The sequence below is a fragment of the Bradyrhizobium lablabi genome (genome assembly GCF_018131005.1).
Lineage (GTDB): Bacteria > Pseudomonadota > Alphaproteobacteria > Rhizobiales > Xanthobacteraceae > Bradyrhizobium > Bradyrhizobium lablabi_D.
The window spans coordinates 1-13,540 of record NZ_JAFCJK010000008.1 but is presented as its reverse complement, the minus strand read 5'-3'; the positions used below and the strand labels follow the sequence as shown (position 1 = coordinate 13,540).

Genomic DNA, 13,540 nt, shown 5'->3' with positions numbered 1-13,540 from the left:
ACCGCTCTGCCCCGTTCCTGATTCCGCGCGTCGCCTCAGGCGACGAGCTTCGCGAACAGTTCGGCGTCGACATTGCCGCCGGAGAGCACGATGACGACATTCCGGCCCTTCGCCTCGATCCGGCCCGCAAGCAGCGCGGCAAGCCCGACGGCGCCACCGGGTTCGACCACGAGCTTCAGCTCGCGATAGGCAAAGGCAACGGCCGCGCCGACTTCCTCGTCGGAGGCGGTCACGCCGTTCGCCAACAGCTTGCTGTTGATGGCGAAGGTGAGTTCGCCCGGCATCGCCGCCATCAGTGCATCGCAGATGGTGCGCGGCATCGCCGGATGAGGCTCACGATGCCCGGCCTTGAGCGACAGCGCGTGATCGTCGTAGCCGTTGGGCTCGGCGACGATCACCTGGGCTTGCGGGAATTTCGCCTTCACCGCGGTGGCGACGCCCGCGATCAGCCCGCCGCCGGACGCCGGCGCGACCACGATGTCGGGGTTGAGCCCGAGCGCTGCCATGTCCTCGGCGATCTCGCGGCCGGCGGTGCCTTGGCCTGCGATCACGAAGGGATCGTCATACGGACGCACCAGCGTCGCGCCGCGCTTGCCGGCGATGCCGTTGGCGATCGCTTCCCGGTCGTCGCGATCACGATCATAGAGCACGACCTCGGCGCCATAGGATTTGGTCCGGTCACGCTTGGTGACCGGAGAATCGGCTGGCATCACGATGGTCGCCTGCATGTTGAGGATCTTTGCCGCGGCCGCGACACCCTGGGCGTGATTGCCCGAGGAAAATGCGACCACGCCGCCGCCCCGCTGCGCTTGCGGGATCGAGGCGAGCTTGTTGAAGGCGCCGCGGAACTTGAACGATCCGGTCCGCTGCAACATTTCGGGTTTCAGGAAGACCCGGGTGCCGACGCGTTCGTTGAGGACGGGAAAGGTCAGGAGCGGCGTACGCACCGCGAACGGCGCGACCACCTTGGCCGCGGCATCGATGTCCGCGGCGGCGACGGGTGGATTTGGGGCGATTTCCGTCATCCGTGATTTGTATCGCGGCAACGGATCACCGGGCAACCTACTTTATCTTGAGCCGGGCGGGGCGGCCGGCATAGCGGCGAAATGGCGCTCTTCTGCGCCGAATTCGGTCGCTGCGACCTCCCCCTCCGGCGGAACGGGCCGGACATTGGTCGCATGATCGACGAATACCCGCGCCGAGGCCTGCCAGGTGTGGAGCGCGGCGAAATCGACGCAGGCGGTCCGCGGGATCTTCAGGGCCTTCAAGCAGGCGTCGCGCAAATCATCGTCGAGCGCGCCGACAGGAGTTGTTCCGATCACGTCACGGGGACCGGTGACCGGAAAAGCGGCAACCGGCACGCCGCTCGCCAGCGCCTCGAGTAGCACGAGGCCGAAGGTGTCGGTCCGGCTCGGGAACACGAACACGTCGGCGGCGGCATAGATCTCGGCCAGTTCCTCGCCGTGGCGCGCGCCGAGAAACACGGCCTCCGGATACTTGTGCTCCAGCGCCGCGCGCGCCGGGCCGTCGCCCACGACGACCTTGGTGCCGGGCAGTTCGAGGTCGAGAAAGGCCTCGAGATTCTTCTCCACCGCCACGCGGCCGACGTTCAGAAAAACCGGCTGAGGCAGGCAAAGATCGACATCGCGCGGATGGAAAAGCGATGTATCGACGCCGCGCGACCACAGCACAACGTTGCGGAAGCCGCGCTGGCGCAGTTCGGCGGCCAGCGCCGGCGTCGCCGCCATCACTGCCTGGCTCGGCTTGTGGAACCAGCGTAGCGCGCGCCAGATCCAGGATTCCGGGATCGGTGACCGCGCCGAAACATACTCTGGGAAGCGAGTGTGAAAGCTCGTGGTGAACGGCAGGCCGTGCTTGCGACAATAGCGGCGAACCAGCAGTCCGATCGGGCCCTCGGTCGCGATATGGATGCTGTGCGGCTTAGCCGCGTCGATCAACCTTGCGATCCGCGACGGGCCCGGCAATGCGAGCCTCAGATCGCGATAGCCCGGCATTGCAAAAGTGCGGAAGGATTCCGGCGTCAGAAAGCTGACCTCGACGCCGAGGGACCTTGCCGTCCGCGCCATCATGGTCAGCGTGCGGACCACCCCGTTGATCTGGGGATGCCACGCATCGGTCGCGACCAGGATATGCGTCATGCAGCGCGTGCCGTCACCCGTGGAACTGGCGCGACGCGACGCAGGGGATCAGTCCACACGATGATCTCGAAGCTGCCGTCCTCATGCTCGACCAGCGCAGTGCAACTCTCGACCCAGTCGCCGCAGTTCATGTAGCGAATGCCATGTTCGTCGCGAATGGTCGCGTAGTGGATGTGGCCGCAGATCACGCCGTCGCAGCCGTGCCGCCGCGCCTCGCCGGCGAGCGTGGTCTCGAACGCGCCGATATAGTTCACCGCCTTCTTGACCTTCAGCTTGGCCCATTGCGACAGCGACCAATAGGGCACGCCGAACATACGGCGGAAGAAGTTGACGAAGCGATTCATCTGGATCGCAAAGTCGTAGGCCTTGTCGCCGAGATGTGCGAGCCAGCGCGCATTCTGCACAACGAGATCAAAGATGTCGCCGTGGATCACGAGATAGCGCTTGCCATCAGCGCCGGTGTGGATGGTGTTCTCGACCACGTCGATGCCGCCGAAATGCGTGCCGTAGTATTTGCGCAGGAACTCGTCGTGATTGCCGGGCACGTAGACGACCTTCGCGCCCTTGCGCGCCTTCCGCAGCATCTTCTGTACGAAGTCGTTGTGAGTCTGCGGCCAGTACCAGTTTGACTTCAGTGCCCAACCGTCAACGATGTCGCCAACGAGGTAGATCGTATCGGCGTCATGAGAGCGGAGGAAGTCCAGCAGGCGGTCGGCTTGCGAACCGCGGGCTCCGAGATGGACGTCCGAGATGAACAAAGTACGGAAGCGCCGCTCGGGGCTCTCTTCACTCAAGGAGTCACTTCCCATGCCGTGCACCTAGCCGATTCCTGTGACAAGGCGATGACGATCCTCGCGACCGAAGGCCTCGGAAAATCAGCGAGAATCAATTGCACGCCCTGTCATTGGCGATAACAGCGCGATACGACAATCAGGCGACATTGCGGGCCAGACGATATGGCAAACGCACTCGCGTTGCCCGGTGTTCTGCACCGGAACATCCGACTGGTGGACTGCAAGCAAAGCGACGCAACCGACGCGCCCGCACGCAAAGCGAGCGCCGGTTACGGTTGCGACGCTCAATAATATTTGTGGAAATGATGCACCGGCCCGTGGCCGTGCCCGACAGCGAAGCGATCGCTTGCGGCGATCGCGGCCGTGATCCAGGCCTTGGCGTTACGCGCGGCGGTCTCCATGTCCTCGCCCCTGGCAAGACCCGCAGCGATCGCCGATGACAGGGAGCAGCCCGTGCCGTGCGTGTTCTTGGTCGCGACGCGCGGCGCGGCAAGCGCGATGGTGCGGTCGCAGTCGATCAGATAGTCGGTGCTATCGGCGCCCTGCCCGTGGCCGCCCTTGATCAACACGGCGCGGCACCCCATCGCCAGCAATCGCTTGCCTTGGCTCTCGATCGCGGCTTCGCTCTCGGCAATCGCCTCATTCAACAGCGCTGCCGCCTCAGGCAGGTTCGGCGTGATCAACGACGCGCGTGGGACGAGCCCCGACTTGAGCGCATCGACGGCCTCCGCCGCCAGCAGGCGATCGCCCGAAGTCGCGACCATCACGGGGTCGAGCACAACGTGTCGCGGCGACCAGCGCGCAAGGCCATCGACAATCGCCGCGATGGTGGCGGCTTGCGCCACCATGCCGATCTTGACCGCGCCGACCGCCAGATCGGAAAACACCGCATCGATCTGCGCGGTGACGAATTCCGCCGGCACCGGATGGATGCCGCTGACACCCGTGGTGTTCTGCGCCGTCAGCGCCGTGATGACGGAAGCGCCGTAGACGCCGAGCGCCGCAAAGCTCTTCAGGTCGGCCTGGATGCCGGCGCCGCCCGAGGAATCCGAGCCGGCAATGGTGAGCGCGACAGGTGTCATCCGACAACGCACGGTGCTGATGCGAACGGGATCATGACCTCTCCTAGCGCGACTGATTATTGGCAGCAAGTTCGCCGGTCCCGGCCTTGCCTTGGCCGTCTGTTTTTGGCCTATTGGGCCGATATCCCCGGAGACGACAGCGATGGTTCCTTTCTTCGTCCAGATCAAATGCAAGCTCGGTCAGTCCTACACCGTCGCCAATGCGCTGGCGGAAGCCGAGATCGCGTCGGAGATCTATTCCACCGCGGGCAATTACGATCTCCTGGTGAAGTTTTACGTCGATCACGACACCGACATCGGCCACTTCATCAACGAGAAGGTGCAGGTGATTCCGGGTATCCAGGACACCCTCACTATCATCACCTTCAAGGCCTTCGGCGGAGGCTGATCTTGCTGCGTTGCAAATCCCTCATGGTGAGGCGCCTGCGCCGTGTCCAACCATGAGGCCGCGCTGTGCCTCAGGATAAGCCGGAGTCTAGGACTCCTTCGCCTCCTTCTTCGGCCGTGGCGGTCCGTCGACCGGCGGCAGCGACTTGATGTAATCGGCGATCGCGTCGCGGTCATCGGGCGAAAGCTGCGAGGTGTTTTTGATTACACGCACCATCGATCCGCCGGCGGAGTCGCCGTCAGGTGTCTGTCCGCTTTCGAGAAAATAGGCGATATCCTTTGCGCTCCAGTCCGAGACCCCCTTCTGCGTGATATTGGGCACCCAGCCCTCGCCTTCCGGATTGGGTCCGCCGGCGAAGCGCTGCGCATTGACGATGCCGCCGAGGAAATTCCGCGGGCTATGGCACTCGGCGCAATGGCCGAATCCGTTGACGAGATAGGCGCCGCGATTCCACTGCGCCGAGCGGCCTGCATCGGCGACTAGCGGCTTAATGTCCATGAACAGCAGCTTCCAGATGCCGACATTGCGGCGGATGTCGAAGGGAAACGGCAGGTCGTGACCGCGCACCTTGCCGGCAACCGGCGGCAATGTCTTCAGATAGGCAAAGAGATCCCTGACGTCCTCGATCCTTGCATGCTGATAGGAGGTATAGGGAAACGCCGGGAAGTAATGCGTTCCCGATGGCGAGGTCCCCTTCATGACCGCGGTGACGAAGTCGGCTTCAGTCCAGCGCCCGATCCCGTCGTTCTGATCGGGCGAGATGTTCGGCGCATAGAAGGTGCCGAATGGCGACGGAATCGCGAGCCCGCCGCCGAGCCTGGTGCGGTCGTCTTGCTTCGGCACGGCGTGACAGGAGGAACATCCGCCGGCGTTGAACGTTGCGAGCCCGTTCGCCACGTCAGGCCGATAGACAGGCAGCGCGCTCGCTGCAACGGTTGCGGGGATCGTCAGCCACCAGAACGCGCCGAAGCCGGCAATGCCGGCCAGAATAGCCAGAATGAGAATTCGTCGCAGCATTCACTAATCCACGATTGAGCCCCTCATCCCGTCAGCTAGTATGAACGCTAGTCGGCCCATAAGCTTCCATCAAATTTCGCGCGTTCACGGCGATTTTGGGAATAAATCCGAAGGGCCGCTGTTTTGAGGCTGACACGGTCGACGTCAACAGGGAGAGAACCATGCCGAACAAGACCTTGCTTGCCACACTCACGCTCGGCGCAGCGATCGCATTCGCTGGCCCTGCCTTGGCGGAGAAGTTGAAGGCGACGCTGGACAGCAAGTCCGAAGTGCCACCGAACACCAGTGCCGCCACCGGCACGGCCGACATCAACTATGACGCCGCGACCAAGAAGCTGACCTGGAAAGTGACCTATTCCGGTCTTAGCGGTCCCGCCACCGCCGCGCATTTCCATGGCCCTGCCGACGCCGGCAAGAACAGCGGCGTCGCAGTCGCGATCCCCAACGCCGGCTCAAGCCCGGTCGAAGGCAGCGCGACGCTGACCGACGCGCAGGCCGCCGATCTCCTGGCCGGCAAGTATTACGTCAACATTCACACCGCGGCCAATCCGGGCGGCGAGATCCGTGGTCAGGTAACGAAATAAGTTCAAACAAGAAAAGGCCGGCACAGCAAAAGGGCGGACGCCGCGCGGCGCCCGCCCTTTTTCGATTCAACAGGATCAGCCCTTCTTGACGCGAAAGGTTTCGTGGCACCCGCCGCATTGCTTACCGATAATGGACAGTTCCGCCTTCAGCGTGTCGAGATTCTTGATTTTACCTTTGGAATCCGCGACGGCCTTGCCGAAGCTCGCAACGTGCTGCTCGAAGCCAGCCTTGTCTTCCCAGATTTTTGGCGAGGGAGAGTAATCACCCTCAAATTTATGACCTTTGATGCTCTCGGGGAACAGCGTGGGAAGCTTCTTGGCGGTCTCTTCGAACTGAGCCAGCGCGGCATCGACGGTCGGCTGGTCATAGGGCTTCTCGCCCTTGACTATCGCTGCCAGCGCGCCAGCGTTCTTGCCGTTGTCCTTCATCATGGTCTGGGTCTGCTTGACCTGATCCTGCTGTGCAACAACCGCACCTGCGCTGAACGCAAGCACCGCTGCAACGACGACAATCCGCTTCATCGGCAAAATCCCCTCAATCCGTTTGATGCCGGTGCAGGGCTGCGGCCGGCTTGTTTGCAAACACCGCAGGCGGACCTTCATTCCGCCTGCGACAAATAATCAGAGCTTGTGCTGGCGTTGCGCTTCGCGGACCGCGATCCAGACCCGCTCCGGCGTCGCCGGCATGTCGATGTGGTCGATCTTGTATTCGCGCCACAGACCCTCGATGATCGCGTTGACGACCGCCGGACACGAGCCGATCGCGCCGGCCTCGCCCGCGCCCTTTACCCCGAGTGGATTGGTCGTGCAGGGCACGTTGTGGGTCTCGAACACGAAAGACGGCCCGTCCGCGGCGCGCGGCAGCGCGTAGTCCATGAACGTGCCGGTGACGAGCTGGCCGTCGGTCGCATTGTAGACTGCGCGCTCCATCAGCGCCTGGCCGATACCCTGCATCGCGCCGCCATGCACCTGGCCCGCGAGCAGCAGCGGATTGAGCGTCACTCCGAAATCGTCGACGATCACATAGTTGACGATCTTGATGATGCCTGTTGCGGGATCGATCTCGACTTCGGCGAGATGCGTGCCGTTCGGATAGGTGCCGTCGACCTGGGTGAACGTCGCGCTGGCGTTCAGTTTGGACGGATCGGTGCCGGGACGCTTGGCGAGGTCGGCGAAGTTGATCGAGCGGTCGGTGCCCGCGATGCGGATGCGGCCGTCCGATATCTCGAGGTCGCCGGCTCCGGCCTCGAGCGCCTGCGCCGCGAGCTCTTTCAGCTTGTCGCCGAGATCGCGCGTCGCGCGCTCGACGCTGACGCCGCCGGTCGGGATCGACGCCGAGCCGCCCGTGCCGAGACCGCTCGCGATCTTGTCGGTGTCGCCCTGCAGCACGTGGACGCGCTCGGGCGGCAGGCCGAACTGCTCGGCGACGAGTTGCGCATAGGCCGTCTGGTGACCCTGTCCGCTTGACTGCGTGCCGATCAGGATGGTGACGTCGCCATTGGGATCGAGCGCCACATTCGCAGTCTCATCACCCATGGTGCCGCAAACCTCGACATAGGTCGCCATGCCGATGCCCCGCACCAGGCCTTCCTTCTTGGCGGCCTTGGCACGCTTGGGAAACTCCTTCCAGTTCGCGATCTCCATCGCCCGCTTCATGTGCGCGGTGAAGTCGCCGGAGTCGTAGACCTTGCCGGTCGCGGTCGTGTAAGGCAGCGATTTCGGCGGAATGAAATTCTTCCGCCTGATCGCATCCGGCGTCATGCCGAGCTTGCGCGCGGCGGCGTCGACCAGCCGCTCCACGACGTAAGCCGCTTCAGGCCGCCCGGCGCCGCGATAGGCATCGACCGGCACAGTGTTGGTGAACACCGTGCGGACGCGGCAGTGGAACGCCTGGATGTCATAGAGGCCGGGCAGCATGCCGGCGCCGCCATGCGGAATGTAAGGTGCAAAGGTCGACAGATAGGCGCCCATGTCGCCCATCAGGTCACAATCCATGCCGAGGAATTTGCCGTCCTCGGCCAGAGCCATCTTTGCGGTGGTGACGTTGTCGCGGCCCTGCGCATCGCCCATGAAGTGCTCGGAGCGCTCCGCTGTCCATTTGATCGTCTTCTTCAGCTTCCGCGCGGCGACCGCGATCAGCGCATATTCGCGATAGGGAAAGAGCTTGGTGCCGAAGCCGCCGCCGACGTCGGGGCAGATCACCCGCATCTTCTCCTTCGGCATCTTGAGCACCATGTCGCAGAGGATCTCGCGCAGGCGGTGGCTGCCCTGGCTGCCGACCGTGAGCGTGAGGTGATCGTTCCTCGCGTCGTATTCGGCAACCGCTGCGCGCGTTTCCATGAAATTGGTGATGACGCGGGGATTGACGATGGTGATCTCGGCGACCGCATGCGCCCTCGCGAAGGCTGCTTCGGCCGCCTTCTTGTCCCCGATCGAAACGTCGAACAGCACGTTGCCAGGCTTGTCCGGCCAGACCTGCGGCGCGTCCTTCTTGATCGCGTTGACGACACCGACCGCCGCCGGCAGCGGCGTCCATTTGACGTCGATCGCCTCGATCGCGTCGCGGCCATGATCGACGGTGTCGGCGACTACGAAGGCTACGGCATCGCCGACATGGCGCACCTCGTCCTTGGCGAGGATCGGGTAAGGCGGGGCGGTAAACGGATCGGTTTCCAGGTTGAACAGGCACGGCAGGCCGCCAAGATCGGCGACGTCGCCCGCAGTGAGGATCAGCGCCACTCCGGGCATGCCGTGCGCCTTGCCGGCGTCGATGGTGAATGTCGCATGCGCATGCGGAGAGCGCAGCACCTGCGCGTGCAGTGCGGGAGACGGAGCAACGTCGTCGGTATAGCGGCCCTTGCCGCGAATGAGCGCATCATCCTCCTTGCGCCGCACACTTTGTCCGACGCCGAACTTGACGGGAGCTGCCATGGGATCTCCGGTTGCAGTCTTTTTGTGGGACCATATTGGCGTGGTTGGCCGAGAAGCGCAAACGGCTTTGCTGCTTTCGAGCGAGCGCCCCGTGCCCGAATCGCCGAACAGCAAGGCCCCGGCGACGCCGGGGATTTGATGAATCGCCGCAGGACCACCCGCGATCAAGACGTCGTCGCCATCGGGCCGCCGACCTCAAATTGATGATCTTGGTGGTCTTGGTTGAGGTCGCCCGAGCACACCGGTAGATGGAAACTATCGCCCGCTTGGATGCGTCAATATGCGCAGAGGCGTTACAGCGCGCTTCTCACGCAAATGTTGAAGAATATCTGATCAAGAAATCGCTACAGGATAAGGACCCACATCGTTGATTATGTTTGAGAAACGCTAGACGCGCCGGAGCGCGAACAACCAGCCGCGGCCGAACAGAACCAGGATGCAGAAGGAATATACGAACAAGCCGACCGCGATCAAAAGCAGCAGGATCAACTCGTCGCGAAACAGCCGCATCGGCGCAAACCAGACCGCCGCGAAGTGCGAGGTCAGCCACAGGCTGGCCGCCAATACGATGCCGCAGGCCGCGAATTTTCCGAACGAGCGCATCAGCGCGCGGTCGAAATCGAGGAAGCCGCGGCGCGCGGCGAAGAGCAGTACCAGCAGGAGGTTGATCCAGGCTCCGATGGCGGTCGCGAGTGCAAGACCCACCTGCGCCAGCGTGCCGACCAGCGCGATCTTGAGCGCGACGTTGACGGCAACGCCGGTGAGCGCCGCCTTTACCGGCGTTGCGGTGTCCTTGCGGGCATAGAAGGTCGCTACCGCGCTGCGGATCAGCACGAAGGGAATGAGGCCGACGGCGTAGGCGGCAAGCGTCGCGCCTGACGTTGCGGCATCGGCTTTCGAGAAGGCGCCGCGCGCGAACATCGCGCGCATGATCGGATCGGCGACCGTCAGGAATGCGGCCACGAACGGCACCGAGAACAACAGCGTGAAATCGAACGCGCGCCGCTGCGCGGCCAGCGCCCCGGCCTGATCGTCCGCGGTCAGGCGGCGCGACATCTCGGGCAGCAGCACGGTGCCGATCGCGATCCCGATCACGCCAATCGGCAGTTGGTTGAGGCGATCAGCGTAATAGAGCGCCGACAGCGCGCCCGCCGGCAGGAACGTCGCGATGATCGTGTCGGCGAACAGCGCCACCTGCGTCCCCATCGAGCCCAACGTCGCGGGACCCAACGCGCGGAAGAAGGAACGGACGTCCTCGTCGAGCCTGAGCGGTGCAAAACGCGGCAGGCCGCCATGGCGCGCGAGGTCGCCGGCAAGCAGGAAGAACTGCAGGAATCCGGAAATCAGCACGCCCCAGGCCGCGGCGTGGCCGGCGCTCGGGAAAAATGCGGCGAGTGCAAGCGTCATCATCATCGCCAGATTAAGGAAGATCGGCGCCGCCGCGGCGCTCGCGAAGCGATGCATGACGTTGAGCATGCCGCCATAGAGCGTCACCAGCGTAATCAGCAGGAGATAGGGAAAGGTGATCCGCGTCAGCTCGATCGCAAGCTTGCGCTGCTCGACGTCCTCGGTAAAGCCGGGGGCGAGGATGCTCATGGCCTGCGGCATGAACGCCATGGCCACGACCAGCAGGATGACCTGCGAAGCGAACAGCAGCGTGAAGATGCGGTCGGCAAACAGCCGCGCCGAGGCCTCACCGCGCTCGCCATGGACGTGGGCATAGGCTGGAACGAAGGCGGCGTTGAAGGCGCCCTCGGCGAAGATCGCCCGGAAATGATTGGGCAGCCGCAGCGCGACGAAGAACGCATCCGCCACCGGTCCTGCGCCGAGGATCGCCGCGAGCATGATGTCGCGTGCAAACCCGGTCAGCCGCGAAAGCAGGGTGTAGCCGCCGACGGTGAAGATGCGCCCGAGCATGCGCCGCTTCTATCCTATGAGGCAGCGTGACAAAACGTCGAAATCAGGAAGACAACAATTTGGCATGATAATTAGGCATGATCCGGTCCGAAAACCGGGGACCAGTTTTCGGGATCATGCCTGAAGTGCGCCACGCACGGCCTGGATGACGCGCTCCTGCGTCGCCTCGTCGAGATAGGCATGCATCGGCAGGCTGATGACGTCCTCCGAGAGGCTCTCGCTGACCGGCAGCCCGCCGTCGGCGACCGGAAAATTGCGGTAGGCCGTCTGCTGGTGCATCGATTTGGTGTAGTAGATCGCGGTCGGAACCCCCTGCGCCTTCAGCGCCGCCGCGAACACGTCGCGGTCAACCCCCTTGGGCAGCCGGATCGTGTACTGCGCCCACACCGAGGTGCAGCCGGCGGCGAGCCGCGGCACGGTCACGACATTGCCGAGCCCGCGCGCGTAGCGGGCGGCGACCAGATTGCGCGCCGCGATCTCGTCCTCAAAAATCTTCAGCTTCTCGATCAGGATCGCGGCCTGCATGGTGTCGAGCCGGCCGGTGAGGCCGAGACGGACATTGTCGTATTTGTCCGCGCCCTGCCCATGCACACGGATGCTGCGCAGCGTGTTCGCGAGTTCGTCGTCGTCGGTGAAGATCGCGCCGCCGTCGCCGAAGCAGCCGAGCGGCTTGGCCGGGAAGAAGCTCGTCGCGGTCGCAAGGCCGAAGGTGCCGAGCTTGCGGCCCTTGTAGTTCGCGCCAAAGCCCTGCGCGGCGTCGTCGAGCACGAACAGGCCTTCGGCGCCGGCGACCGCAGCCACCGCATCATGATCGGCGCTTTGGCCGAACAGGTCGACCGGGATGATGCCAACGGCTTTAAGCCCGCGCGCTTTCGCGGTCGCGATACCGCGCTTGAGCGAGTTGACATCGATGTTGAAGGTTGCCTCATCGACGTCGACGAAGACCGGCGTGGCGCCGGTCAGCGCCACCGCCTCACCGGTCGCGCAGAAGGTGAAGGACGGACACAGCACCGCGTCGCCCGGGCCGACGCTCTTGGCCATCAGCACCATCAGCAGTGCGTCGGTGCCGCTGGCGCAGGTCACCACATGCCTGGCGCCGCAATACTCCGCCAGCGCCTTCTCCAGGGCCGTCACTTCCGGGCCGTTGATGAACGCGCAGTGATCGAGCACACGGGCCACCGCCTCGTCGATCGCCTTGCCGAGCCGCCGGCGCTGCGCGGCGACGTCGATGAAGGGGATGGGTTCCGGGCGCATATGCTGGTTCATGGAGCTCTTCTGCTGGTGCGGCATGATCAGGAAAAGTGGAGACCGGCAATCAGCCGACGACGCGACGCGGTCCCTTGCGGGCGGTGGATGCGGCGGGCCGTGCAGGCGACTCCAGGCAGCGGATCGCGATCTCGAGGCTCGCCACGCCCTCGTCGCCGGACACCGCCGGCAGCTTGCCGGTGCGCACTGCGTCGAGGAAAGCGATCAGCTCAGCGCGCAGCGGCTCATCATGACCAACCGGCAGATGGCGCATTGAATAGCTGCCGTCCGGCTTGAAGCCGAAGCACTCGGTGACCTGGCGCGTGAGCAGGTCTCCCATCACATATTTGCCGCGCGTCGCCACGGTCACGCTGCGCGCCTTGAACGGCGTCAGCCAGTTGGTGTTGATGTGGGCGAGAACGCCGGAGGCGGTGCGGAATTGCAGGAGCGCGATGTCCTCGCGCTCGGCGACCGCGCTCGAGAGCTGCGGCTGCACCTCGACGATGTCAGATTCGGTGAACCAGCGAATCAGGTCGATGTCGTGCACGGCGAGATCAATGACGACGCCGACATTTGACATCCGCGGCGGGAACGGCCCGACGCGGGTGATGCCGATCGACAGGATGTCCTCCCCGGAGATCGCCTGTTTGATGGCGGCGACCGCCGGGTTGAAGCGCTCGACATGGCCGACCATCAGCGTCACGCCTGCGCGGCGCGCGGCGGCGACGATCTCGCACCCCTCCTCGACAGTGGAGGCGACAGGCTTCTCGACAAGGATGTGGATGTTGCGTGCGATGCAGGCGAGCGCGATCTCGTGATGCAGATGGGTGGGCGCGGCGATCGTCACCGCATCGACACCTTCCGACAGCAGGTCATCGAAGCTCTCGAATGCGCGGCAACCCACGAGCTCGATCGCTCGCGCACGGTGCTCCGGCAAGGGATCGACGATCCCGACCAGCACGACACCGGGCAGCCCGTCCAGTACGCGGGCATGGTTGCTGCCCATCACACCGGCGCCGATCACGCCGACGCGCAGCGCGCGCTTGATGTCGGCCCTCGCGCCCGGTGCAGACACTTTTGAATTCATATCCTGACCCCAACAGATTGTCTGGCGGCTTCCCGGCGCTTCTGGAGCCCCCCGGCTCCGAGGCGAATCAGCGCGAAGGCTGTACCTCATCTTTGGCAGGTTTCTGGCGCGCCCCGGCCCGTCTTGTTGAGAAAGCGCTATAGCATGCCGTCACAAATGTGGCGAATGCCGAGGGCGAAATCCGCACACGTTTTGATTCAAAGAGTTACATCGTCCAATAGATCATTTTTTTGGCATGAGAGCCCGCCCGCTTCAGGTTCGCTGGTAGTCGTCCTCGATGCGGATGATGTCGTCCTCGCCGAAATAGCTGCCGGTCTGCACCTCGATCAGCTCGAG

General features: G+C 64.1%; 13 protein-coding genes. 2 read left to right on the top strand and 11 right to left on the bottom strand.

Features of this window, described 5'->3' with window-relative positions; genetic code table 11:
- Positions 1–35 precede the first annotated feature (35 nt).
- From JQ553_RS23645 to thiD, 4 genes are all read right to left on the bottom strand, one after another.
- Positions 36–1,025 (bottom strand): threonine/serine dehydratase, encoded by a 990-nt coding sequence (locus JQ553_RS23645; protein ID WP_212502434.1) that lies wholly within the window; start codon positions 1,023–1,025, stop codon positions 36–38.
- Positions 1,026–1,067: 42 nt separating this feature from the next.
- Positions 1,068–2,159 carry a glycosyltransferase family 1 protein gene (locus JQ553_RS23640; RefSeq protein WP_212502433.1) on the bottom strand — a complete coding sequence of 364 codons (1,092 nt, stop codon included), beginning with the start codon at positions 2,157–2,159 and terminating at the stop codon, positions 1,068–1,070.
- The gene (locus tag JQ553_RS23635) at positions 2,156–2,968 is read right to left on the bottom strand and encodes a UDP-2,3-diacylglucosamine diphosphatase (protein ID WP_212502432.1); all 813 of its coding nucleotides are present in this window, start codon (positions 2,966–2,968) and stop codon (positions 2,156–2,158) included. The genes JQ553_RS23640 and JQ553_RS23635 overlap by 4 nt, the downstream gene beginning before the upstream one ends.
- A gap of 269 nt (positions 2,969–3,237) precedes the next feature.
- Positions 3,238–4,035, bottom strand: a complete 798-nt coding sequence (gene thiD / locus JQ553_RS23630) for a bifunctional hydroxymethylpyrimidine kinase/phosphomethylpyrimidine kinase (RefSeq protein ID WP_212502431.1) — start codon at positions 4,033–4,035, stop codon at positions 3,238–3,240.
- Positions 4,036–4,177: 142 nt separating this feature from the next.
- Between thiD and JQ553_RS23625 the strand changes: the two genes are divergently transcribed.
- Complete coding sequence (locus tag JQ553_RS23625) at positions 4,178–4,423, top strand: Lrp/AsnC ligand binding domain-containing protein (RefSeq protein WP_212502430.1); 246 nt, start codon at positions 4,178–4,180, stop codon at positions 4,421–4,423.
- Positions 4,424–4,510: 87 nt separating this feature from the next.
- Here JQ553_RS23625 and JQ553_RS23620 read toward each other — a convergent pair whose 3' ends face one another.
- Positions 4,511–5,440 (bottom strand): cytochrome c, encoded by a 930-nt coding sequence (locus JQ553_RS23620; protein WP_212502429.1) that lies wholly within the window; start codon positions 5,438–5,440, stop codon positions 4,511–4,513.
- Positions 5,441–5,601: 161 nt separating this feature from the next.
- On the opposite strand from JQ553_RS23620, the gene JQ553_RS23615 reads away from it, so the two are divergent.
- Entirely contained in the window at positions 5,602–6,024 is a 423-nt protein-coding gene (locus tag JQ553_RS23615; protein ID WP_212502428.1) for a CHRD domain-containing protein, read from the top strand.
- Positions 6,025–6,099: 75 nt separating this feature from the next.
- Here JQ553_RS23615 and JQ553_RS23610 read toward each other — a convergent pair whose 3' ends face one another.
- The 6 genes from JQ553_RS23610 to JQ553_RS23585 all read right to left on the bottom strand — a co-directional run.
- A complete protein-coding gene (locus JQ553_RS23610; protein ID WP_212502694.1) occupies positions 6,100–6,546 on the bottom strand; it encodes a cytochrome c in 447 nt (148 codons plus the stop codon).
- 99 nt (positions 6,547–6,645) lie between these two features.
- Entirely contained in the window at positions 6,646–8,955 is a 2,310-nt protein-coding gene (locus JQ553_RS23605) for a xanthine dehydrogenase family protein molybdopterin-binding subunit (protein WP_212502427.1), read from the bottom strand.
- Between the two features lie 387 nt (positions 8,956–9,342).
- A complete protein-coding gene (gene murJ, locus JQ553_RS23600) occupies positions 9,343–10,872 on the bottom strand; it encodes a murein biosynthesis integral membrane protein MurJ (RefSeq protein WP_212502426.1) in 1,530 nt (509 codons plus the stop codon).
- 114 nt (positions 10,873–10,986) lie between these two features.
- Positions 10,987–12,138, bottom strand: coding sequence for a DegT/DnrJ/EryC1/StrS aminotransferase family protein (locus tag JQ553_RS23595; protein ID WP_212502425.1), 1,152 nt, complete (start codon positions 12,136–12,138; stop codon positions 10,987–10,989).
- Positions 12,139–12,187: 49 nt separating this feature from the next.
- Entirely contained in the window at positions 12,188–13,204 is a 1,017-nt protein-coding gene (locus JQ553_RS23590) for a Gfo/Idh/MocA family protein (protein ID WP_212502424.1), read from the bottom strand.
- A 252-nt stretch (positions 13,205–13,456) separates the two neighbouring features.
- The coding region (locus JQ553_RS23585) for a hypothetical protein (RefSeq protein WP_212502693.1) at positions 13,457–13,540 on the bottom strand (84 nt) is incomplete at its 5' end.